18 protein-coding genes are annotated in these 23,832 nt (G+C 65.3%); 9 read left to right on the plus strand and 9 right to left on the minus strand.

What is annotated here, in order from left to right:
• Positions 1-8: 8 nt before the first annotated feature.
• From accC to IVB48_RS39715, 6 genes are all read right to left on the minus strand, one after another.
• Positions 9-1,367 carry an acetyl-CoA carboxylase biotin carboxylase subunit gene (accC, locus tag IVB48_RS39690; RefSeq protein WP_007609734.1) on the minus strand — a complete coding sequence of 453 codons (1,359 nt, stop codon included), beginning with the start codon at positions 1,365-1,367 and terminating at the stop codon, positions 9-11.
• A 60-nt stretch (positions 1,368-1,427) separates the two neighbouring features.
• The gene (accB, locus tag IVB48_RS39695) at positions 1,428-1,916 is read right to left on the minus strand and encodes an acetyl-CoA carboxylase biotin carboxyl carrier protein (RefSeq protein WP_247408622.1); all 489 of its coding nucleotides are present in this window, start codon (positions 1,914-1,916) and stop codon (positions 1,428-1,430) included.
• A 37-nt stretch (positions 1,917-1,953) separates the two neighbouring features.
• Complete coding sequence (aroQ, locus tag IVB48_RS39700) at positions 1,954-2,421, minus strand: type II 3-dehydroquinate dehydratase (protein WP_247408624.1); 468 nt, start codon at positions 2,419-2,421, stop codon at positions 1,954-1,956.
• 263 nt (positions 2,422-2,684) lie between these two features.
• Positions 2,685-3,524 carry a DUF1236 domain-containing protein gene (locus IVB48_RS39705; RefSeq protein ID WP_027569829.1) on the minus strand — a complete coding sequence of 280 codons (840 nt, stop codon included), beginning with the start codon at positions 3,522-3,524 and terminating at the stop codon, positions 2,685-2,687.
• A gap of 216 nt (positions 3,525-3,740) precedes the next feature.
• Positions 3,741-4,508, minus strand: a complete 768-nt coding sequence (locus IVB48_RS39710) for a DsbA family protein (protein ID WP_027517690.1) — start codon at positions 4,506-4,508, stop codon at positions 3,741-3,743.
• Between the two features lie 141 nt (positions 4,509-4,649).
• Positions 4,650-6,053, minus strand: coding sequence for a M48 family metalloprotease (locus IVB48_RS39715; protein ID WP_027517691.1), 1,404 nt, complete (start codon positions 6,051-6,053; stop codon positions 4,650-4,652).
• Between the two features lie 220 nt (positions 6,054-6,273).
• Here IVB48_RS39715 and IVB48_RS39720 point away from each other — a divergent pair, with 220 nt between their 5' ends.
• The 3 genes from IVB48_RS39720 to IVB48_RS39730 all read left to right on the plus strand — a co-directional run bounded on the left by IVB48_RS39720 (position 6,274) and on the right by IVB48_RS39730 (position 9,522).
• Positions 6,274-7,461, plus strand: coding sequence for an aminotransferase class I/II-fold pyridoxal phosphate-dependent enzyme (locus tag IVB48_RS39720; protein WP_247408625.1), 1,188 nt, complete (start codon positions 6,274-6,276; stop codon positions 7,459-7,461).
• Between the two features lie 87 nt (positions 7,462-7,548).
• Positions 7,549-8,103 carry a biotin transporter BioY gene (locus tag IVB48_RS39725; RefSeq protein ID WP_247408826.1) on the plus strand — a complete coding sequence of 185 codons (555 nt, stop codon included), beginning with the start codon at positions 7,549-7,551 and terminating at the stop codon, positions 8,101-8,103.
• An 84-nt stretch (positions 8,104-8,187) separates the two neighbouring features.
• Entirely contained in the window at positions 8,188-9,522 is a 1,335-nt protein-coding gene (locus IVB48_RS39730) for a dicarboxylate/amino acid:cation symporter (RefSeq protein ID WP_027569833.1), read from the plus strand.
• A 26-nt stretch (positions 9,523-9,548) separates the two neighbouring features.
• Here the strand turns inward: IVB48_RS39730 and IVB48_RS39735 are convergent, their stop codons facing one another.
• On the minus strand, positions 9,549-10,427 hold the full coding sequence (locus IVB48_RS39735; protein ID WP_247408627.1) for an SDR family oxidoreductase: 879 nt from the start codon (positions 10,425-10,427) through the stop codon (positions 9,549-9,551).
• A gap of 89 nt (positions 10,428-10,516) precedes the next feature.
• On the opposite strand from IVB48_RS39735, the gene IVB48_RS39740 reads away from it, so the two are divergent.
• Positions 10,517-11,353, plus strand: a complete 837-nt coding sequence (locus tag IVB48_RS39740) for a helix-turn-helix transcriptional regulator (RefSeq protein WP_247408628.1) — start codon at positions 10,517-10,519, stop codon at positions 11,351-11,353.
• Positions 11,354-11,426: 73 nt separating this feature from the next.
• On the opposite strand, the gene IVB48_RS39745 is transcribed toward IVB48_RS39740, so the two are convergent.
• The gene (locus tag IVB48_RS39745) at positions 11,427-12,659 is read right to left on the minus strand and encodes an FAD-dependent oxidoreductase (RefSeq protein WP_247408629.1); all 1,233 of its coding nucleotides are present in this window, start codon (positions 12,657-12,659) and stop codon (positions 11,427-11,429) included.
• A gap of 64 nt (positions 12,660-12,723) precedes the next feature.
• Complete coding sequence (locus tag IVB48_RS39750; RefSeq protein WP_247408630.1) at positions 12,724-15,807, minus strand: ribonuclease E/G; 3,084 nt, start codon at positions 15,805-15,807, stop codon at positions 12,724-12,726.
• A gap of 702 nt (positions 15,808-16,509) precedes the next feature.
• Here IVB48_RS39750 and IVB48_RS39755 point away from each other — a divergent pair.
• The 5 genes from IVB48_RS39755 to IVB48_RS39775 all read left to right on the plus strand — a co-directional run bounded on the left by IVB48_RS39755 (position 16,510) and on the right by IVB48_RS39775 (position 23,783).
• Positions 16,510-17,802 carry an N-acetylmuramoyl-L-alanine amidase gene (locus IVB48_RS39755; RefSeq protein ID WP_247408631.1) on the plus strand — a complete coding sequence of 431 codons (1,293 nt, stop codon included), beginning with the start codon at positions 16,510-16,512 and terminating at the stop codon, positions 17,800-17,802.
• A gap of 307 nt (positions 17,803-18,109) precedes the next feature.
• On the plus strand, positions 18,110-20,611 hold the full coding sequence (locus IVB48_RS39760) for a penicillin-binding protein 1A (RefSeq protein ID WP_247286227.1): 2,502 nt from the start codon (positions 18,110-18,112) through the stop codon (positions 20,609-20,611).
• Between the two features lie 111 nt (positions 20,612-20,722).
• Positions 20,723-21,854, plus strand: a protein-coding gene (gene prfB, locus IVB48_RS39765; protein ID WP_155809971.1) for a peptide chain release factor 2 whose coding sequence is annotated in 2 segments (ribosomal slippage) — positions 20,723-20,791 and positions 20,793-21,854 — 1,131 coding nt in all. Because the reading frame shifts where the segments join, the coding sequence is not laid out codon by codon here.
• Positions 21,854-22,735 (plus strand): NAD(P)-dependent oxidoreductase, encoded by an 882-nt coding sequence (locus IVB48_RS39770; protein ID WP_247408632.1) that lies wholly within the window; start codon positions 21,854-21,856, stop codon positions 22,733-22,735. Before prfB ends, IVB48_RS39770 begins: the two co-directional genes overlap by 1 nt.
• A 136-nt stretch (positions 22,736-22,871) precedes the next feature.
• Complete coding sequence (locus tag IVB48_RS39775) at positions 22,872-23,783, plus strand: DMT family transporter (RefSeq protein ID WP_247408633.1); 912 nt, start codon at positions 22,872-22,874, stop codon at positions 23,781-23,783.
• Positions 23,784-23,832: the final 49 nt, after the last annotated feature.

Raw genomic sequence — 23,832 nt, forward strand, 5'->3', positions numbered from 1 at the left:
AGGGACGGCTACTTCGGGGCGGGTTCCGCCTTGCCGGCAAGATATTGTTCCAGCCAGTGGATGTGGTAGTCGCCGTTGATGATGTCGTCTTCGCGCACCAGAGCGCGGAACAGCGGCAGCGTGGTCTCGATCCCCTCGACCACCATCTCGTCCAGCGCCCGGCGCAGCCGCATCAGGCACTCGCCGCGGGTCTTGCCGTGCACGATCAGCTTGCCGACCAGCGAGTCGTAATAAGGCGGGATCGTGTAGCCCTGATAGACGGCGGAATCGATCCGCACACCGAGCCCGCCGGGCGGGTGATATTGCGTGATGCGGCCGGGCGAAGGACGAAAGGTCTGCGGATTCTCGGCGTTGATGCGGCACTCGATCGCGTGGCCGATGACCTGGACCTCTTCCTGCCTCGCCGGCAGGTCGCCGCCGGCGGCGATGCGGATCTGCTCCAGCACGAGGTCGATGTCGGTGATGCTCTCGGTGACGGGATGCTCGACCTGGATGCGCGTGTTCATCTCGATGAAGTAGAACTCGCCGTCCTCGAACAGGAATTCGATAGTGCCGACGCCGAGATATTTCATCTCGCGCATCGCCTTGGCGCAGGTCTCGCCGATCTTGGCGCGTGCAGCCGCGGTCAGCACGGGCGAGGGGCCTTCCTCCCAAACCTTCTGGTGGCGTCGCTGCAGCGAGCAGTCGCGTTCGCCGAGATGAATCGCGCCGCCGCGGCCGTCGCCGAGGATCTGGATCTCGATGTGACGCGGCTTCTGCAGATATTTCTCGAGGTAGACGGAGGCATCGCCGAAAGCGGATTTGGCCTCGTTGGCAGCCGTCGACAGCGCGACCTGAAGATCGGCCTCGCTCTCGGCCACCTTCATGCCGCGGCCGCCGCCGCCCGCCGCGGCCTTGACCAGCACGGGGAAGCCGATCTTCCTGGCGATCGCCATCGCGTCGTCGTTGGGGCCGACCCCTCCGTCGGAGCCGGGCACCACGGGAATGCCGAGCTTCTTGGCAGTCCTCTTGGCCTCGATCTTGTCGCCCATCAGGCGGATGTGCTCGGCCTTCGGGCCGATGAAATGCAGATTATGCTCGGCGAGGATTTCGGCGAAGCGCGCGTTCTCCGACAGGAAGCCGTAGCCGGGATGCACGGCATCGGCGCCGGTGATCTCGCAGGCCGCGAGCAGCGCGGGCACGTTGAGATAGCTGTCCTTGGACGCCGGCGGCCCGATGCACACGCTCTCGTCCGACAGGCGCACATGCATGGCATCGGCGTCGGCGGTGGAATGCACGGCGACGGTCGCGATCCCGAGCTCCTTGCAGGCCCTGAGGATGCGAAGGGCGATCTCGCCGCGATTGGCTATGAGGATCTTGTCGAACATGGTGTCCTTATTGGACTGACGCGCGGAAAGCGGCGAGGGCGATGAGACCGCCCTCGAACGTCACTCAATGATCACGAGTGGCTCGCCGTACTCGACCGGCTGGCCGTCCTCGATCACGATCTGCGTCACCGTGCCGGCGCGCGGCGAGGGAATCTGGTTCATGGTCTTCATGGCTTCGATGATCAGCAGCGTCTGGCCGACCGAGACCTTGCTGCCAACCTCGATGAACGGCTTGGCGCCGGGCTCCGGCGCCCAATAGGCGGTGCCGACCATCGGCGAGGTTACGGCGCCGGGATGCTTCGACAGGTCGGCAGCGGGAGGCGCGGCGGCAGCTGCAGCCACCGGGAGCGCGGCGGGGGCAGCCGCCATCTGCATCGGCATGGTCGCGGCGACGCTGATGTTGCGGGCGACGCGCAGGCGCAGGCCGGCACGCTCGATCTCGATTTCGGTGAGGCTGGTCTCATCGAGCAGCAAGGCGAGCTCGCGGACGAGGGCGGAATCCTCGCTGGAAAACTTTGCGGCTGCTTTGTCGTCTGGCTGGCGCGCCATGTTGTTTGATCCGAATGTTCTGTGTGAAGGGGGAGCGTCAGGCTTTGGGCTTGATGCCGAGCTTGGCGGCAAGGCCCTGGATGGCGAGGCGGTAGCCCTCGATGCCGAAACCGCAGAGCGAGGCGAAGGCCGCGCGCGCGGTGTAGGAGTGATGTCGGAAATTCTCGCGGGCGTGGATGTTGGTGACGTGCACCTCGACCGTCGGGATCTGCACCGCCAGCAGCGCGTCGTGCAGCGCGATCGATGTGTGCGAATAGCCGCCGGCATTGATGATGATGCCCTTCATCTTGCGGGCATGTGCCTGGTGGATGAAGTCGATCAGCTCGCCCTCGCGGTTGGACTGCCGGCAGTCCGCCTTGAGGCCGAACGTCGTTGCCGTCTCCCGGCACAGCGCCTCGACGTCGGCCAGCGACGCATGCCCGTACTTCTCGGGCTCGCGTGTCCCCAACATGTTGAGGTTCGGCCCGTTCAGGACAAGGATCGTGTCGGTTGCTGGTTCGGCCATTCCAATCCCGCAAGAGGTGCTTCGGCGTGGCGGGGGTTATAGGTAACAAAGCGCGTGAGGGGAAGCCTTGAAGGACCTCCGAGCTGGCTTCAGATGCCTCATCCGGGGTGCAAAAACCTGTGCGCAAGCTACGGAAATTGCTTGTTAACCAGTCCGAAGCATGGCTGCCGCAGCGCCAGAGGGGCTGGGTCTCCCGAGAGACCGAAAGCCCCCGCCGATCTCTCGGCGGGGGCTCGTGCGGACGGGTCGGTCAGCGGACCGGCTTACCCCTCGATGACGTACACGATCTCGCGCGTCTGCGGACGAACGATCACGTACTGGCCGTGCACGAAGATCACCTCGTAGCCGCGCCACTCCGGATAGATCTCGACGATCCGCGGCGGGAGCGGGTGGAAATGAACGCTGGCAGGGATCGTCGTGCCGACCGAGATGTTGAAGTTGACGTTGGTCGTTTCCTCGATCTTGGTCGACTTGATCGCGGATGTGATCTCGGTCCGCTTCTCGGGCGGCGGTGCAGAAGCGGTCGCGGAGGCCGTGCCGGTCGTGGTCTGAGACTTGGTATCGGCAGCCTTGTTGTCCGCACCCTTGGTCTGACTGTCTGCGCCCTTGGTCTGGGCGTTCATATTGCCGCTCTTGGTGTCAGTCTCCGTGCTCTTGGACTTGTCCGTCTGGGACTTGTCCATTGTGCTCTTCGACTTGTCCTGCGCTGCCTTGTCCTGCGCTGACTTGTCATGCATGGACTTGTCCTGCGCGGACTTATCCTGCGCGCCTTGGGCGTGCTCACCCTTCGCCGCGCCGGCCTTCTCGTCGGCCGCGTTCTTGTTCATCGCGCCGGACTTGTCCATCCCACCCGACGACTTCTCCTCGGCTGCACCGCCGGGCTTCATGGCGCCGCCAGTCTGGCCGACGGTGCCCTTCTCCTGAGCGGATTCACGGCCCATCGAGCCGCCGCGCTCGGCGGCGCCGGAAGGCTGCGAGTGCTGCGTCGGCTGCGCGCCAGCGCCGCCACCGCTGTCGCGGTTCATGGTGCCCTGTGCGTTCGCCAGACCGGTGCCGGCGACGAGCGCGAGCGCGGCGACCGAGATCATAAAGCGGTTAGACATGGAATTCTCCTCACGTGTTTCTCTGCGTCATTGCCCGCGCCGACAACGAAAGGAGGTATCAGGAGTTCCGGAACATTGGCGGTTCCGCGGCATTTGTTTGTTGAACGCCAGATGAACGCGCGCGCCAGATTTCGGCGCAATGAAAAGGCCGGCGTTTCAGCCGGCCTTTTGCATGCGTGAGTTGTAGAGCAGATCGCTGATCAGCAAGTCGCCTTGTCAGCAGGTCGCTTTGCCGCAGCGGGCCACAGCGATCTTTTCCTTCAGGCTATCGACACCGACGGCGCCGACAACGATCTGCTTGCCGATCACGTAGCTGGGCGTGCCGTTCATGCCCATTGCTTCGGCGAGCTTGAAGTTCTCCTCGATGGTGCTGCGCACCTCGGCGCTGCCGATGTCCTTCTCGATCTTCGCGACGTCGAGGCCGGCTTCCTTGGCCGCCTGAAGCGCGCGCGCCTTGTCGGCCGCGCCACGGCCGCCGAGCAGCTTCTGATGGAAATCGAGATATTTCTTGCCGGAGGGATCCTGCATGCGGACCGCGACGGCGACCTGGGCTGCTTCCACCGAACCCTGGCTCAGCACCGGAAACTCCTTCAGCACCACCTTCAGCTTCGGATCAGCCTTCATGAGGGTGAGCATGTCGTCCATCGCGCGCTTGCAGTAGCCGCAATTGTAGTCGAAGAACTCGACGAAGGTGACGTCGCCGTCCTTGTTGCCGAGCACGACCTGGCGCGGCGAGTTGAAGATCGCATCGGAATTCTGCGCGACGCTGGCCTCGTGTTTCTGCGTCTCGGCCGCGGCCTGGCGCTTGGTGAGCTCGGCCATCGCTTCCTCGAGCACCTCGGGATGGGTGACGAGATAGTTCTTGATGATCACCTCGATGTCCGTGCGCTGGGCATCGGAGAAGCTGTCGGCCGACGCGGGCGCGGCTGCGCCGAACATGGCGAGCGCAAACAGCGCGGGAGCAAGCAGGCGCAGCGAAGGCATAGGCAAATCCTCTTATCCAAAGCAGGTTTCAGAAAACGTCCCGGCAGACTTAAGCTCAGTGTCGTGACGTCGTTTCGTCAGGCGTCGTTTCTTAAGGCGTCGTGGCGTAAGGCGTCGTCTTGTCAGGTCGTCTTGGTCTTGTCAGTTGCGCGGCGGTTTCGACGCCACGATGTCGTCGGCCTTGACCCATCCGGGCGTGCCGACGGCGAAACGGGTTTTCGCGCGCGTCGCAAGCTCGCGGGCGGTCTTGTTGTCGCCGCGCAGATAAGCGGCCTGCGCCGACGCCAGATCGGCCTCGGCATAGTCGCCCTTCCGGCCATAGGCCATCGCGAGCTGCATGTAGCCGAGAATGGCCTCCGGTTCCCGTGCGACCGCGGCCCGGAGAATCCGAACGGCGTCATCGGTGTAGGCCTTATTATCGGACCCAACCAGAGCCTGCCCAAGTAACATCTCGATGAGGGGCGCGTTGTTCGAAAGTGCGACAGCCTTGCGCAGGGCAGGGATCGCCTCGGCCGGCTTGCCGCCCTCCAGCAGGGCCTGGCCGCGCACCTCGTAAAAATACGCATTGTTGGGCTGGACCTGGATCAGCGCGTCGATCTGGGTGAGCGCGCTGCGCAAATCCCCGTGCAGATAGGTGCTGATGGCGCGGGCGTAGCGCGCCGGCATGCTGTCATTGGTCAGGGGATAGCGGCGATACACCGTCTCCGGCCGCTCCATGAAGGCGGAGATCTTGGCGCGCACCATGTCGTGGCGGAGCTGGAGCGCTGGATCGTCCTTCTTGTCCCAATAAGGGCTGGAGCTGGCGAACTCTTGCAAGGAAGCGACGCGCTCGGCCGGCATCGGGTGCGACTGGAGATAGGGATCGGCGCCTCGTGCGGCGAACAGGCTCTCGCTGGTGAAGCGCTTGAACGTCTCGTACATGCCCTTCGGCGACTGCTGGGTCGCAGTCAGGAATTTCACGCCGGCGCGGTCGGCGTTCTCCTCCTGCTGGCGCTGGTAGGACAGCAGCGTCCGGCGGATCATCTCCTGGGGACCGGCGAGGGCGGCGGCTCCTGCATTGGCAAGGCCATTGTTGCCGGCGCTGCCACTGCCGCGGGTGCTGCCTACGGCCATCGCGCCCGCGCCGAGCAGCATGGCGATGATCATCTGGGTCTGGGCATTGGCGAGCTGCTCGCGCAGCTTGGACAGATGGCCACCGGCCAGATGCCCGGTCTCGTGCGCGAGCACGCCGATGATCTGGTTCGGCGTCTCCGACTGGAGGATCGCACCGTAATTGACGAAGATGCGGCGGCCATCGGCGACGAACGCGTTGAACGAGCCCTCGTTGACGATCACCATCTGGATGTTCTGCTTTTCCAGACCGGCGGCGCGCAGGATCGGGCGCGTGTATTCGCGCAGCAGCTGCTCGGTCTCGGTGTCGCGCAGGACCGGCGGCCCCTTGGCCTGCGCATGCGCGGCCGAGAACGGCGTCAGCGCGATCGCAGCCGCCGCGACGAGGGAGGTGAGGGCGGTGGCCGTCTTGCGCAATGCGATCTGGAACAACATCAAGCGGTCTGGGTCAAACGGTCTTGTCAGCAGGCTTGTCAGGCATTCCTGGTCAAGCAGTTCAGTGATTGGTTTTGGCGATTGGCGGCGGACCGGATACGCGATATGCCCCTTTGAGCCGTACCCCTTATGAGCCGTACAATGCGGCCAGTCTGGGGCGCAAGCACCCCGTTTTGCCCGGGTCGGACGGATCGGCCCCGCCAGCGAATAGCAGAAATCGATGCACGATGCGACATTGAGGAACCGGTTGGGGCAGTGGCTCGCGCCCTCCCGCCGTAGCGATGTTCCCCCGTTCATGGTGATGGACGTGATGGCCGCGGCGGCCCGAATCGAGGCGGCCGGGGGCCATGTCATCCACATGGAGGTCGGCCAGCCGGCCGCCGGCGCGCCGAAGAGCGCGATTGCAGCCGCCCATGCGGCGCTCGAGGCAGGGCGGATCGATTATACCTCCGCGCTGGGCATCCCCTCCTTGCGCGCGCGCATCGCGCGGCACTATCGCGACGCCTATGGCTGTGACGTCAGTCCGGAGCGGATCGTGGTGACAACCGGCTCTTCCGGCGGGTTCATTCTGGCATTCCTGGCGATGTTCGAGCCGGGCGACCGCGTTGCCGTGACGGTGCCGGGTTATCCGCCGTACCGTCATATCCTCACCGCGCTCGGCTGCGAGCCGGTGCTGATCGAGACCACGAACGAGACGCGCCATGCGCTGACCGGCGAGGCGCTGCTGGCCGCCCATCGCAAGGCGCCGCTGAAGGGCGTGCTGGTCGGCAGCCCCGCCAATCCGACCGGGACGATGATGTCCCGCGAGGCGCTCGCCAGCCTGATCGCGGCGGCGGAAGACGCGGGCATCCGCTTCATCTCGGACGAGATCTATCACGGGCTCGACTACGCGTTTCCCGCGGTGACGGCGGCGGCGCTGTCGGATCATGCGCTCGTGATCAACTCGTTCTCGAAGTATTTCTGCATGACGGGCTGGCGCGTCGGCTGGATGGTCGTGCCCGAGATTCTGGTGCGGCCGATCGAGCGGCTGCAGCAGAACCTGTCGATCTCGGTGCCATCGCTGTCGCAGATCGCAGCCGAAGCGGCCTTCGACGGCGCGGCCGAGATGGAGGAGATCAAGCACGGCTATCAGGAAAACCGGCGCATCCTGATCGAGGGATTGCCCAAGGCCGGCCTGACCAGGTTTCTGCCGGCCGACGGTGCATTCTATCTCTATGCGGACGTCTCGGATTTCACCTCCGACAGTTTCGAGTTCGCCAAGCAGATGCTCGAACAGGCCCATGTCGCGGTCACGCCGGGGCTCGACTTCGATCCCATCCATGGTCGTTCATTCATAAGGCTCTCTTACGCGCGTTCGGCTGCGGAGATGCGGGAAGCAGTTGACCGGATCGCCCACTGGCTTAAATAGCCGCCAGTTTTCGACAGCCTTCTGGAGTGCAACTTGTCTGACCGTTCCGTCCCGTCTACCGCCACGCATTCTCCTCTCGCCGCATTGATGTGGCCGATCCGGCCGGGTGAAACCGTCGGCGCCTTGCGCGCCGTCGTGCTGATTGCGCTCGGCACCGCCTTGATGGCGCTGTCAGCCAAGGTGAACCTGCCACTGCCTTACGTGCCCATGACATTGCAGACGCTGGTCGTGTTGATGATCGGCGCCGCCTATGGCTGGCGGCTTGGCAGCGCAACCATGATCGCCTACCTCGCCGAGGGCGCAATGGGCCTGCCGGTGTTCGCCGGTCCCGTTGGTGGAATCGCACCGTTGGTCGGCCCGACCGCAGGCTATCTGTTCGGCTTCATTGGCGCCGCGTTCGTCACCGGCTGGCTCGCCGAGCGCGGCTGGGATCGCAGCGTAATGCTGCTGTTTGCGGCCATGGCCGTCGGCCACATCCTCATTCTGGCCGCGGGCTTTGGCTGGCTGGCCTTCGGTCTCGGCCTCGGCGCCGCAAAGGCGTGGCAGGTCGGCCTGATGCCGTTCGTTGCGGCCTCGCTGGTCAAGAACGCGCTGGGCGCAACGTTGATGCCGGCGATACGCCGGGTGATCGACCGCGGGTAAAGCGCGCAATATCGAGCAGTTCCGATTGACAGGGCCGGCCAAGTTGATCTTGGCTGGCCTGGCGTTTTGAGGGGGAGTGAAACAATGACGACGACAACGATGGTGGGGGCGCCGGTCGCGCCGCCCGCCGCCAAGCCGTGGTACAAGGTACTTTATATCCAGGTGCTGATCGCGATCGTGCTTGGCGCCATCGTCGGCTGGCTCTGGCCGTCAGTCGCTACCAATGAGTGGATCAAGGCACTCGGCGACGGCTTCATCAAGCTGATCAAGATGGTGATCGCGCCGATCATCTTCTGCACCGTTGTCTCGGGCATTGCCCATATCCAGGACGCCAAGAAGGTCGGCCGCATCGGCGTCAAGGCGCTGGTCTATTTCGAGATCGTCTCGACCTTCGCACTGGTGATCGGACTTATCATCGGCAATCTGGTGAAGCCGGGTGCGGGCTTCGGCGGCGCCGCCGCCAATGCGCAGGCCGTCGCCAACTACGCCAAGCAGGCCGAAGGCCAGAAGTCGGTCGACTTTGTGCTGCACATCATTCCGGACACCGTTGTCGGCGCCTTCGCGCAAGGCGAGATCCTGCAGGTGCTGCTGTTCTCGGTGCTGTTCGGCTTCGCCATCATGGGGCTCGGCGAACGCGGCCACACCATCCGCAGCTTCATCGACGACGCTGCGCATGCGGTGTTCGGCGTCATCTCCATCGTGATGCGCGCAGCCCCGATCGGCGCCTTCGGCGCGATGGCCTACACCATCGGCAAGTTCGGCACTGGGGCGATCCTCAACCTCGTCGGCCTGATCGCGACGTTCTACGTGACCGCGGCGCTGTTCGTATTCGTCGTGCTCGGAACCATCGCGCGCTTCGCCGGCTTCTCCATCTTCAAGTTCCTTGCCTACATCAAGGACGAGCTGCTGATCGTGCTCGGCACCTCGTCCTCGGAAAGCGCGTTGCCGTCCTTGATGGAAAAGCTCGAGCGCCTCGGCTGCTCCAAGTCGGTGGTCGGCCTCGTGGTGCCCACGGGCTATTCGTTCAATCTTGACGGCACCAACATCTACATGACGCTGGCGACCCTGTTCATCGCGCAGGCGCTGGGCTTCGATCTCACCTTCGGCCAGCAGCTCACCATCCTGGTGGTGGCGATGCTGACCTCGAAGGGTGCCTCCGGCATCACGGGCGCGGGCTTCATCACGCTGGCGGCGACGCTCGCCGTGGTCGATCCGCGCCTCGTGCCGGGCATGGCGATCGTGCTCGGCATCGACAAGTTCATGAGCGAGTGCCGCGCGCTGACCAATCTGTGCGGCAACGGCGTTGCCTGCGTGGTCGTCGCCTGGTGGGAGGGCGAACTCGATCGCGACAAGCTCAACGCCAATCTCGCCAGGCAGATCGATCCGACTGACATGGAAACGGCGGTCACGACGGACTGATCTGCATTTGGCGGTGCCGAGCGCCGTCAGATCTTGAAGTAATAGGGCTGGTCGAGATCCTCGATCAGCCCTTTTTCTTTGGGCGACCAGCCGAGAGCAGCACGCGTCTTCGCGCTCGAGGTCGGAACGTCGGCGGCCGCGAACTGTGCGAACCAGCCGAAATGCGCGGCCGCTTCCTCGGGCGATTGGGACACCACGGGCACGCCCAGCCGCCGGCCGATCACTTCCGCAATCGCCTTGAACGGCACGCCTTCCTCGGCGATCGCGTGATAGTGCTTTGCGGTTGCGCCTTGCTCCAGCGCCAGCCGGTAGACGCGCGCGGCATCGATGCGGTGCGCGGCGGGCCAGCGGTTGCCGCCATCGCCGACATAGGCCGATACGCCTTTCTGGCGCGCGAGGTTGATCAGGATCGGGACGAAGCCGTGGTCGCCCTCGCCATGCGTGGAGGGCGGAAGGCGCACAACGGCGGCGCGGACGCCGGCCAGCGACAGCGCGGTCGCTTCCGACACGCGCGGAAAGCGCTGCGCCGACACATCGTCCTCGGTGGCGAGGCGGCCGGGCGCAAGCAGCGCGACGCCGGAGGTGACGATGAGGGGGCGACCGGAGCCCTTGAGCTCCTCGCCGATCGCCAGGATCGCGCCGCGGTCGAGCTCGCAATTGTCCAGAAACTTCGAGAAGTCGTGGTTGAAGCCGAGGTGCAGGACGCCGTCGGAGGCGGCGGCGCCGCTGCGCAACGACGCGTGATCCTCCAGCGACCCGCGGTGGACATCGGTGCCCATCGCGGCGAGCGCCGCGCCTCCCGCATCGGAGCGGGCGAGGCCCGTGACCCGGTGGCCGGCGGCGATCAGGTCGCGGACGACGGCGGAGCCGACGAAGCCGGTGGCGCCAGTGACGAAAACACGCATGAGTATCTCCAGGCTTGGTGGAGACGACCATCTGCGCTAGGATTATCCGGGTAAAGTAGTGACATTATCAGGGTATGATTGCTAACAGGATGAGCGAGAGCGCGACAGCTGAGAACCTCTTGGGGACCTACCTCAAGGACCGCCGCACCCGGCTCGATGCCGCCGCGTTCGGCTTCGCGGGTAGCCGCAGGCGCACGCCCGGGCTGCGCCGCGAGGAGGTGGCGCAGCGCGCCAATATCAGCCCGACCTGGTACACTTGGCTCGAGCAGGGCCGCGGCGGCGCGCCGTCGCCCGATGTGCTCGACCGCATCGCGCGAGCGCTGATGCTGACCGATGTCGAGCGTGAACACCTGTTCCTGATCGGGCTCGGCCGCCCGCCCGAGGTGCGCTACCAGGCGAGCGAAGGCGTCTCGCCGCGGCTGCAACGCGTGCTCGACGCGCTGGAGACCAGCCCGGCGATCATCAGAACTGCAATCTGGGACGTCGTTGCCTGGAATCGCGCCGCGACCATCGTGCTGACCGATTACGCCAAGCTCCCGCCGGAGCGACGCAACATCTTGCGGTTGATCTTCTGCGAGCCGCGGGTGCGCGCCGCGCAACATGACTGGGGCCGTGTGGCCCGCTTCGTGGTCGCCGCCTTCAGGGCGGATGCAGCGCGGGCCGGGGCCGTCTCGCATGTCGCCGACTTCGTCGATGAGCTCTGCCGCCTTAGCCCCGAATTCGCGTCGCTATGGCGCGACAACGACGTCCGCGCCCATGGCGAAGGCGTCAAGCATCTGCGCCACCCCGTGCTCGGTCCGATCGCGTTCGAATATTCGGCCTTTGCCGTAGATGGTAGGCCAGATCTCGGCATGGTCGTCTACAATCCGGCGACGCCTGATGATGCCGAACGCATCAGGACACTTCTCGCCGAGCGCGCTGGCTGACGGAATTTGCGAACTCGCGCGTTCAACCTGCATCGGGCGACGCGCGCGCGGTGCTTGCCGTCAACACTGCGAATTAGAATCGCTCCGGCCGGTACGGCGTCGGATCGATCGCGGGCGTTTCGCCGCTCATCATCTCGGCGAGCAGGCGCCCGGTCGCGGGTCCCAGCGTAAAGCCCTGGTGGCCGTGGCCGAAGTTCATCCAGAGGCCGGGATGGCGTGGGGCGGGGCCGAGCACCGGCAGCATGTCGGGCGTGCAGGGGCGGGTGCCGAACCACGGATCGGGCTCGACCCGCTTGCCGAGATCGATCAGCTCGCGCGCGGAGGCTTCCGCGCGGGCGAGCTGCACGGGCGTTGCGAGCGCGTCCAGGCCGGTCAGCTCCGCGCCGGTGGTGATGCGGATGCCTTTGGCCATCGGACCCATGGCGTAGCCACCGGCCTTGTCGACCAGAGGCAGATCGAGCGAGGCGCCACCGCTGTAATGCATGTGGTAGCCGCGCTTGCGCACCAGCGGGATGCGATAGCCGAATTTGAGCAGGAGATCGGGCGACCACGGCCCGAGCGTCACGACGGCGTGGGCGGCGTCGATGCGTCCAACGTCGGTCCCGACCGACCAGCCGGTCGCGGTTTGCTGCAAGCTCTGGGCATCGCCTAGCACGATGGTGCCGCCGAGGCGTTCGAACAGATCGGCATAGGCCGTGACCAGCGCGCCGGGATCGGACACGGTCCAGGTGTCGAGCCAATGGATCGCGCCGGGCAGGTCGTCGCGCAGGACAGGTTCGGCCTTGGCGAGCTCGGCGCCCGAGAGCGCACGAAACCTCACGCCGAATTCGCGCTGGTCCTCTTCCGCCGCCTTGACGGCGAGATCGAACGAAGCTGCGTCGCGATGCAGGTGTCGGTATCCCGCGCGGCGGATCAGATTGTCGGCGTGGGCTTCGCGAATGAGAATGTCGTGCTCCGCCGTCGCGTAGGCGATCAGCCGCGCCCAGGCGTCGATCGCCTCGCGATGCCGCTTCGGCGCCGAATGCCACCAATAGCGGAGCAGGGGCTCGATATGGAGATGAAGCGACGACAGGCTGTAACGCACGTCGTTGGTGCGGCCGGTCGCGATCTTCAGGAGTGTGGCGAGGTCGCGTGGCATCGGATAGGGGCGCACCGCTTCCGCCTGGATCATCCCGGCATTGCCGTAGCTGGTCTCGCGGCCCGGCTCCCTGCGGTCGATCAGCGTGACGGACCAGCCGCGCTGCTGGAGGTGCAGCGCCGCGCTCACGCCGATCATGCCGCCGCCGAGGACGATCACGCTTTGCATCGAACTGACCTCGCAAATCAAAACCGCCCGGTTTGGCCGGGCGGTTTCAACAGTTTTGTTCGCTTTATTCGCCGCCGCCGAAGCGGCGCGACCACCAGCCGGCACGACGCGGTGCGGCCGACGTTTCGCTTGCCGCTGCGGGCGCGGGCTCCGGAGCCGGTGCGGGCGGGGCAACCGGCTCGGGCGCCTGAGCAACCGGCGCCGGTTCACTCTGGCTGCTCGACAGGAAGCTCACCTTTTCCCGAACCGTCGAACGGCGTCGTGAGGCCTTGTCGTCGGCGTTCTCTTCGTCCGCGGCAGCAGGAGCCGGCTCAGGCCGGGCCGTTGCCTCGATGCTTGCCTCGATCTTTGCTGCGGCGCGCGGCTCTGGCTGGGCGACCTGCGGCTCCGAGGTGTGCTCGGCCTGCGCGATCGAGGGCGCAGCCTCGCCGCTGAAACCGTCGAAATCGGCGACTGCGTCGGTCGCTTCCGACGGCGCATTGGCAGCGAGCTCGTCGCCGATGGAGCCGGCGAGACCTTCCTCGCCAGGACCACGCCGGCGGCGTCCGCCACGGCGACCACGCCGGCGGCGGCGGTCCGCGCTGCCCTGCTGCTCGCCACGGGCTGCCTGGTCCTCGCCGTCCTCGCCGTCCGGCTCGGCCTCGGCATCCTCTTCGCCTTCGCCGGCCGCCATGGCCGTCTCGGCAAGAGCGGGAGCGCCATCCTCGCGCGTCTCCTCGTCGCGCGGGCCACCGCGACCGCGGCGACGACGGCGACGCTTGCGGCGCTGGCTGTCCTGCTCGGTAGCGTCGCCTGCGGTCTGCTCGCCTGCGGTCTGCTCCTCGGCGAGACCTTCGGTCTCCTCGGTCTCGACCTCGGATTCGGTCTCGGGATCGAATTCCTCGTCGTCATAAGCCTCTTCGACCAGGGGCGGCGGGCTTGCGGCCGCCTGCGCCGCCAGCAGAGCCTTGGCGGCTTCCAGCGTATGCACCTGCTCGCCGCGGTCGATGACATAGGCCTGAGGTCCGTTGACGCTCGGGTCGGCGATGACCGCCAACGTGACCTTGAAGCCGTTCTCGAGGTCGCGCAGATGGCCGCGCTTGTGGTTCAGCACATAGAGCGCGACGTCAGTGCGGGTGCGGACCACCAGATTGTGGGTCGCGCCCTTCATCAGGATCTCTTCGAGGCCGCGCAGCAACTGGAGCGCAACCGAGGACACCGAGCGCACATGGCCGGTGCCGCCGCAATGCGTGCAGGGATCGGTCGAGGATTCCAGCACGCTGGCGCGGATGCGCTGGCGCGACATCTCGAGCAGGCCGAAATGCGAGATGCGGCCGACCTGGATGCGCGCGCGGTCCTGCCGGAGGCAATCCGACATCTTGCGTTCGACCGCGCGGTTGTTGCGCTTCTCGTCCATGTCGATGAAGTCGATGACGATCAGGCCGGCGAGGTCGCGCAGCCGAAGCTGACGGGCGACCTCCTCAGAAGCCTCGAGATTGGTCTTGAGCGCGGTGTCCTCGATATGATGCTCGCGCGTCGAGCGTCCGGAGTTGACGTCGATCGAAACCAGCGCTTCGGTCTGGTTGATCACGATGTAGCCGCCGGAGCGCAGCTGCACGGTCGGCGAGAACATCGCATCCAGCTGGCTTTCGACGCCCATGCGCGAGAACAGCGGCTGGCCGTCGCGATACTGCTTCACCGCGCTCACATTGGCGGGCATCAGCATCTTCATGAAGTCGCGCGCTTCGCGGTAACCGGATTCACCGGCAACTGAGATCTCGTCGATCTCCTTGTTGTAGAGGTCGCGCAGCGAGCGCTTGATCAGCGAGCCTTCCTCGTAGACGAGGGTCGGGGCCTGCGACTTCAGCGTCATGTCGCGCACCGTCTCCCACATCCGGATCAGGTACTCGAAATCGCGCTTGATCTCGGGCTTGGTGCGGGCGGCACCGGCGGTGCGCAGAATGATCCCCATGCCCTCGGGCACGTCGAGATCCTGCACCACTTCCTTCAGGCGCGAACGGTCCTGCGCGCTCGTGATCTTGCGGCTGATGCCGCCGCCGCGCGCGGTGTTCGGCATTAAGACGGCATAGCGGCCGGCGAGCGAGAGGTAGGTCGTCAGCGCCGCGCCCTTGTTGCCGCGCTCTTCCTTGACGACCTGCACCAGCATCACCTGGCGGCGCTTGATGACTTCCTGGATCTTGTACTGGCGGCGGGGGCGGAAGGTGCGCTCCGGCACTTCCTCCAGCACATCGTCGCCGCCGACGGATTCAACGACGTCCTCTTCGGCTTCCTCGTCGTCCTCGTCTTCGTCGTCATCCTCGGCCGTGGCTTCGGATTCGTGATGCGGAGGCTCCGCACTCTCGCCTGCGGCGTACACGGCGTCGGCAGGCTCAGCAGCCGATGTCACGGCCTCGGCAAGGTCGTCGGCGTGTGCGTCGGAGGCAACCTCCTGCGGCTCGGCAACGGCCTCGGTGGCGACCGCGGGCTCGGCACCGATCGCTGCGACAGGCGCCGGTGTCTCGTCGGCATGATCATGGTCGTGATGACCATGGTCATGATCGTGGTCGTGATGATCGTCACCATGGGCATGATGATGGTCGTCGTGGTCATGCCCTTCGTGGTCATGTGCTTCGTGGCCGTGATCATGATGATCGTGGCCTTCGTGCTCGCCGTGATGCTCTGCGCCGGCGTGCAGGTGCTCGCCCTCGTGCGACGCGCCCTCGGGCAGGGCCTCGCCCTGGACCTGCCGGGCCGCGGGATCGCTGCCTTCGACGATTTCGCTGCGGACGCGCTCGCCATGACTACGGCGGCGGGAATTGCGGTGGCGGGAGCGACGGCGACCTTGGGAGCGGTTCTCGCTCTCTTCCTCGGCCTCGCGATGGGCCTGCTCCTCGGCTTCGATCAGCGCCTGCCGGTCGGCAACCGGGATCTGGTAGTAGTCGGGATGGATTTCGCTGAAGGCGAGGAAGCCGTGGCGGTTGCCGCCATATTCGACGAAAGCGGCCTGGAGCGAGGGTTCGACCCTTGTGACCTTGGCGAGGTAGATATTCCCGCGCAGTTGCTTGCGTTGCGCGGTCTCGAAATCAAACTCTTCGACGCGATTGCCGCGGACCACGACGACCCGGGTCTCTTCCGGGTGGGTGGCATCGATCAACATCTTGTTGGGCATGTCTTAACTCTTGGCGGCGGCGGGCGCGATTCACCGTGGGCGCCATCAGCGCTGCCGGGTGACGCGACGGTCCACCTGATTCGGGGGTGAGGGGAAGGCCGAAACACCGTCTCTCGCGCCTTGCCGAACCGAAAGCCGGAGGACCAAAGCGGCGCACGGAATTGTCACTCCGCAGCGTCGCGAATGGTCCTTCGGAATTGGTCGGCACAGTCTGGCGCATCAAGCGTCGGCCCGTATGAAACATTGGGCGGCGGGGCCGCCCCTCAATCAGTTGCTGATGGCCAGGCATGGCGCGAGCGCGCTCGCCTGGGTATTACGAACCGCTCCCTTGGGATTAAGGGACCGGGTAACGGGTTGCGCCGCTGTCAGAACCGTCCCGGAAACGTGGTGGTAACCAGGGACCGTCCGCCACCGGGGCTTGCCCCGTTCACCTCGCTGCCGCGCACCGCGCTGGACTTAGAGGGGAACGGAAAAACGCTGGAATTCCCAAACCTTGAGAGTTCCGGCGCTGCACCGGGAGGCTGAATGCGACACAACCGGAAATATCGGCCGTCAGCATTCCGTACATACGTGGATTGGGCCATTCGTGCAAGGAGCGTCGCACGGCGGTCACAGTCAGCGAGTTTCGCGTGTCCGTCATTAAGGATCGTTTAACCCTGTGGTTCTATTGCGTTAAAGAGGCTGCTCGGAGGCACGGAATCGGTGGCGAGCCGCGCAAATCAAAGGATCCTGCTGGGATGCGTGCTGCTCTGCGCGGCGGCATTGCCGTGTGCTGATTCCTCGCGCCTGAAGGCTGCGGAAAGTCAGCCTCAACTCCCTGTTGCATCTGCGAATTTCCCGACGGCCTCGGCCGCCCGGCTGGCCGGCGACGGCCGGCAAACGCGCTTTGTCCTCGACATCGACCAGACCGTGACCTTCCGCGCCGTCACCTTGGCTGACCCGTACCGGGTGGTGGTCGACGTGCCCCAGCTTAATTTTCAACTTCCCGCCGGCACCGGTTCCGGCGGACGCGGACTGGTCAAGGCCTTCCGCTATGGGCTGGTGATGCCCGGCGGCTCCCGAATCGTGTTCGACCTGACCGGCCCGGCCAAGATCGCCAATTCCTACGTGGTGGAGGCTGCCAACGGTCAGCCGGCGCGGCTGGTGCTCGAACTGGAGGAGGTCGAGCGCACCGCCTTCGTGGCGTCGTTAGCTCCGGAAAACCGCCCTGAGCTGCGGCCGGCAATTGCCGATCCGCCGCCCGCGACGGTTCCGGCATCTGCGCACCCTGAAGCCGGGCAGAAGGCCGATGGCCGCGCGGTGGTCGTCATCGATCCCGGCCATGGCGGGATCGACAACGGCACGCAGTCGAGCGGCGAGAGCGAGAAGAATCTGGTGCTGGCCTTCGGCCTGGCGCTGCGCGAACGGCTGGAAAAAACCGGCAAATATCGCGTGGTGATGACCCGGGACGACGACACATTCATCCCGCTCAACGACCGGGTCAAAGTCGCCCGCAACCTCAAGGCGGCGTTGTTCGTCTCTATCCATGCCGACGCGCTGCCGCGCGCCGAGGGCGATGCGCAGGGCGCGACTATCTACACATTATCCGACAAGGCATCAGACGCCGAGGCGCAGCGGCTGGCGGATGCGGAAAACCGGGCCGACGCCATCGCCGGCTTCAACCTCGCGGAGGAGCCGACCGATGTCGCCGACATCCTGATCGATCTTACCCAGCGGGAAACCCGCACCTTTTCAAGTCGTTTTGCCCGCCTGTTGATGGGCGAAATGAAGTCGACGGTGCGCATGCACAAGCATCCCCTGAAGTCGGCTGGCTTCCGGGTGCTAAAGGCGCCCGACGTGCCGTCGGTCCTGGTCGAGATCGGCTACGTCTCCAACAAGGGCGACCTCGAGCATCTGGTCTCCGAGGGATGGCGTTCGCGTGCGGTGGGCTCGATGGCGCAGGCGATCGACGGGTTTTTGGCCAAGCGGATGGCCACGGCCGGATCGTCCAATTGACGACCGGGGGATCGACGAACTGACGTGATATTGACGACCCGGGGATCGTCGAATTGAGAGTGATTTTCCGTCCCGCCGCAAAAGCCCTAGTTTGGCCACAGCGGGCGCTTTATAAAAACGCCGCAGGGGGTTCCGGAATCGGCGAGAATCCCGCTCGGCAAGCGTCGTGGGTCCGGCACTGATAGTATTGAGTAAGGCCGGTGAATTCGCGATGGTTTGGTGCCTGTTTTCGGTGCCAAGGGCTGATCTTAAGCTGGTCTTGGGCTGATCTTTGGGCTGATCCAGAGTTTGAACGGATAAACAGATAATGCGCTTGCTGGTGCGGTTCATGGGCTTCCTGTTCGCCGCGGGAACGGTGTTGTTCCTTGTCGGGGTCGGTGCCATCGCAGGCCTGATCTGGCATTTCTCCAAGGACTTGCCGGACTACTCTCAGCTTCAGGATTACGAGCCGCCGGTGATGACCCGCGTGCACGCGACCGACGGCTCGCTGCTCGGCGAATACGCCAAGGAGCGGCGGCTTTACCTGCCTATCCAGGCGGTGCCGAAGCTCGTGATCAACGCTTTCCTCGCGGCCGAGGACAAGAATTTCTACGAGCATGGCGGCATCGACTACACCGGCATGGCGCGCGCCGGCGTGGTCTACATCCAGAACTACGGATCCAATCGCCGCCCGCAGGGCGCTTCCACGATCACCCAGCAGGTCGCCAAGAACTTCCTTCTGACCAACGAAGTCTCCTTCGCCCGCAAGATCAAGGAAGCCTTGCTGGCGATGCGGATCGAGAAGACCTACTCGAAGGACAAGATCCTCGAGCTGTATCTGAATGAAATCTATCTGGGCCTCGGTGCCTACGGCATCGCGGCTGCGTCGCTGGTTTATTTCGACAAGTCGGTGAACGAGCTGACGGTGGCAGAAGCGTCCTATCTCGCGGCGCTGCCGAAGATGCCCGCGACGCTGCATCCCGTTCGCAACCGCGACCGCGCCATCGAGCGCCGCAACTACGTCATCGATCGTCTGGTTGAGAACGGCTGGGTCAAGCAGGCCGACGCCGACAAGGCGCGCAAGGAGCCGCTGGCCGTGACCAGCCGTTCCAACGGCGCCCACACCTTCGCCGGCGAATATTTCGCCGAGGAAGTGCGCCGCGACATCTTCGAGCGCTATGGCGAGAAGAAGCTGTACGAGGGCGGCCTCTCGGTCCGCACCACGCTCGATCCGAAGATCCAGGTCATGGCGCGCAAGACCATGGTCGCCGGACTCGTCAACTATGACGAGCAGCAGGGCTATCGCGGCGCCATCAGCAAGCTCGACATTTCGGGCGACTGGGGCGTCAAGCTCGCCGAGATCAAGTCTCTGTCCGATATCTCGCCATGGCGCATGGCGGTGGTGCTGGAGACCAGCGACCAGTCGGCGCGCATCGGCTTCCAGCCAAGTCGCGAACTCGGCGGCGCCATTAGCAAGCAGCGCGAGACCGGCCTCATCACGCTCGACGGCATCAAATGGGCACGAGCGGCCTCGGGGGCTGCGAAGGGCAGGGCGGCGAGCGCGGTGTCGCAAGTGCTTCAGCCCGGCGATGTGATCTATGCCGATCCGCTGTACAAGGACGCCCAGCCTGTCGAGGGCCAGTACCGGCTGCGCCAGATTCCCGAAGTGTCCGGCGCGATGGTGGTGATGGACCCCTGGACCGGCCGCGTGCTGGCGATGGTCGGTGGCTTCTCGTTCGACCAGAGCCAGTTCAACCGCGCCACGCAGGCCTATCGGCAGCCCGGTTCGTCGTTCAAGCCGATCGTCTACTCGGCCGCGCTCGACAACGGCTATACGCCCTCGACTGTCGTGCTCGACGCTCCGATCGAAATCGACCAGGGCCAGGGCGCCGGCGTGTGGCGGCCTGAAAACTTCTCCTCGGGCAAATTCCAAGGGCCGGTGACGCTGCGCAATGCGCTGCGGCAGTCGCTCAACACGGTGACGGTGCGCCTCGCCCAGGACATCGGCATGCCCCTGATCGGCGAATATGCCCGCCGCTTCGGCGTTTATGACGAACTGCCGAACTATCTCTCCTACGCGCTCGGCGCCGGCGAGACCACGGCGATGCGCATGGTCACGGCCTATTCAATGCTCGCCAATGGCGGCCGCCGGGTGAAGCCGACTCTGATCGACCGGATCCAGGATCGCTACGGCCACACCATCTTCAAGCACGACCAGCGCGAATGCCGCGGCTGCGACGCGCCGGGTGGTTGGAAGAACCAGAACGAGCCGCAGCTGATCGACCGCCGCGAGCAGGTGCTGGATTCCATGACCGCCTATCAGATCACCGAACTGATGGAAGGCGTGGTCCAGGCCGGTACCGCCACCGTGGTCAAGCAGGTCGGCAAGCCGATCGCCGGCAAGACCGGCACCACCAACGAGGCCAAGGACGCCTGGTTCGTCGGCTTCTCGCCCGACGTGGCCGTCGCCATCTATATGGGCTACGACAAGCCGCGTCCGCTCGGCAAGGGTAACGCCGCGACCGGCGGCCATCTCGCAGCTCCCATCGCACGCGACTTCCTCCAGCTCGCGCTCGCCGACAAGCCGGCGGTCCCGTTCAAGGTGCCGGCCGGCATCAAGCTGGTGCGGGTCGTCGCCAAGTCCGGCATGCGCGCCGGTCCAGGCGAGACCGGCGGAACCATCCTCGAAGCCTTCAAGCCGGGTACGGCGCCGCCGGATAATTATTCGGTCATCGGCGTTGCCGATGCCGACGGCCGCATGCCGGCGTCACAGCAGCAGCAGCCGGATTCCGGTTTCTTCATGCGGCCGGGCACCGGCGGGCTGTACTAGGGCTTAGGACAATAAGGGCGTTCTTCGCCGCGGCGGTTGCGCTTTGCAGCCGCCGCCGCTACATCCCGTTGCAACGAGACGCGGAACAATCCCGCGAGACCAGAGAATCACATGCGCGCCGAAATCGAACGGTTGGTAGAAGAGATCAAGCAGTCTGTCGGGCTGCTGAGGAGGCATCTTTGACGTCGAGAAATCGACGGCGCGCCTCGCTGAGCTGAACAAGCTCGCAGAAGATCCCAACCTCTGGAACGATCCCCAGAAAGCCCAGAAATTGATGCAGGAGCGCACCTCGCTCGAGGATGCACTCTCCGGCATCGGCAAGGTCGAGCAGGAGCTCGAAGACGACATCGGCATGATCGAACTCGGGGAAGCCGAGGGCGATGAGGGCGTCGTCAAGGAAGCCGAAGCCGCGCTGAAGACCCTCAAGAAGGAAGTCGCCCGGCGCGAGCTCGAGGCGCTGCTGTCGGGCGAGGCCGATAGTTTCGATTCCTATCTCGAAGTGCATGCCGGCGCCGGTGGCACCGAGAGCCAGGACTGGGCGCAGATGCTGCTCCGCATGTACTCGCGCTGGGCCGAAACCCGCGGCTTCAAGGTCGAGATGCTGGAAGAGTCCGAGGGCGAAGAGGCCGGCATCAAGTCCGCGACCATCCAGGTCTCTGGCCACAATGCCTATGGCTGGCTCAAGACCGAGGCGGGCGTGCACCGCCTGGTGCGGATCTCGCCGTTCGATTCCAATGCGCGGCGGCACACCTCGTTCTCGTCCGTAGCTGTGTTTCCGGTGATCGACGACACCATCAAGATCGACATCAAGGAATCCGACGTTCGCGTCGACACCATGCGCTCCGGTGGTGCCGGCGGCCAGCACGTCAACAAGACCGAGTCCGCGGTACGGCTGACGCATATCCCGACCGGCGTCGCCGTGGTCTGCCAGGCCGGCCGCTCGCAGCACAAGAACAAGGCGCAGGCCTGGGACATGCTGCGCGCCCGGCTTTACCAGATCGAGCTGAAGCGGCGCGAGGAGAAGGCCGCCGCCGACCAGGCCGCCAAGACCGACATCGGCTGGGGCCACCAGATCCGCTCCTACGTGCTGCAGCCCTACCAGATGGTGAAGGACCTGCGCACGGGTGTGCAGACCTCGGACACCTCAGGCGTGCTCGGGGGCGATCTCGACGAGTTCATGGCCGCAACCCTGGCGCAGCGCGCCTTCGGCACTCCCGGCGCCGACATCGAGGACGTCGACTGATGCTCCGCATCGCCTTCATCGGGCTTGGACGGATGGGCCATGGCATGGCCGGCCGCTATCTCGATGCCGGTTTTACGGTGACGCTGTGGAATCGCAGCAAAACAAAAGCGGAAGACCTGATCGCGCGCGGCGCGCTGTGGGCGACCTCGCCCGAGGACGCGGCGATCGACGCCGACGCCGTCGTGACCATGGTCGCCGATGACGAGGCCTCGCGCGCAGTCTGGCTCGGCCCCAAGGGCGCAGCCAAGACGGCGAAGGCCGGCACCATCGCGATCGAATGCTCCACCGTCTCCTATGACCATGCGCGCGAGATGGGCCGCGAAATGAACGCGCGCGGGCTGATCTATATCGATTGCCCCGTGACGGGATTGCCGGATGCGGCCGCGAGCGGAAAGCTGACGCTGCTCGTTGGCGCCGATGCGGCCGATCTCGAACGCGCGCGGCCCTATCTGACACCGATCGGTTCGACCATCCGCCATTTCGGCTCGGTCGGCTCCGGCACGGTCTACAAGCTGATCAACAATCTGATGGGCGCGATCCAGATCGCCGGCCTCGCCGAGGGACTTGCCATCGCCGAGCAGGCCGGGCTCGACATGAATCTGGTGCTGGACTCGATTCAGGCTGGCGTCGCCGCGAGCCCGCAGGTGCAGCGCCACTCCAGGCGCATGGTCGCCCGCGATTTTTCCGGCGCAACGTTCACGGCGGCACTGCGGCACAAGGATGCCGCCTACGCGGTGAAGCTCGCCGAGAGCCTGCTGGCCGACAAGCCGCTGGTCGCGCGCGCCGCGGTGGAAGCCTACGCACAGGCGAAGGCCGCGATGCCCGATGACGACGAAGGCAAGATGATCGAGCTTGTGTCGCGGCCGAAGAAACCGTCCTAGCGGTCGCATCGACATGGGGCAGCCTCGTTCGCCTCGTTCGAGCATCGGCCTTGTAAACGGTGCGTCGTCGGAAATCGGGTGGCGCTGTTCGCCGTGTTGTCTTAGGCGGCTGTCTCGGCCACCGTCATGAGACGCCATGTCCCCGAACGACAACCGTATCGACGCGCGCGACTGGTCGCTGCTCGCTGTGCTCTCGGTGCTCTGGGGCGGCTCGTTCTTCTTCAACGGCGCTGCGTTGCGGGAATTGCCGCCGCTGACGTTGGTGCTTTTGCGTGTCGCGCTTGGCGCGGCCATTCTGCTGCCGCTGCTCCGTATCCAGGGCGTCGGCTTTCCCAAGGGTGTGACGGGCTGGAAGCCGTTCGTGGCGATTGGGCTCTTCAACAACGTCATCCCGTTCTCGCTGATCGTGATCGGCCAGACTTTCATTCCAAGCGGGCTGGCGTCGATCCTGAACGCGACCACACCACTCTTCACGGTGATCGTGATGGCGGCCGTGGGCGAAGAGGCCTTGCAGCTGCGGCGCGTCGCCGGCGTAGCGCTGGGCCTCGCCGGCGTGATTATCCTGCGCGGATGGGGCGCGGAAACGCGGGCAGGGCAGGGGCTCGGGATCCTGCTTTGCCTCGGCGGTGCCCTCAGCTATGGCTTTGCGGCGCTGGCGGCGCGGCGGCTGTTGAAGGACTCGGCTCCGCTGGGGACGGCAAGCTTCCAACTCATGGCGTCGACGGTAATGATGGCGCTGGTCGCGGGCGCAACGGAGCAGCCGTGGCGTCTGCCGATGCCGGGCCTCACGACATGGCTCGCGGTGCTTGGCCTTGCCGGCTTGTCGACAGCGCTCGCCTATATCGTCTTCTTCCAGATCCTGCGGCGCTCGGGCGCGACCAATGTGATGCTTGTGACGCTGCTCATTCCCGTCACCGCCATTCTTCTGGGATGGCTTGTGCTCGACGAGCCGATCTCCATGCGTGAGATCGCGGGCGCGATCGTGATCGGCAGCGCGTTGCTGGTGATTGATGGGCGCGTTCTGAACCTGCTGCGGCGCGGCACATAGTTCCAGAGCCGCCGTTTCACCTCGCGGAAAATCGCGGCGCTTGCCAGCC

Source organism: Bradyrhizobium sp. 76 (assembly GCF_023073025.1).
GTDB lineage: Bacteria > Pseudomonadota > Alphaproteobacteria > Rhizobiales > Xanthobacteraceae > Bradyrhizobium.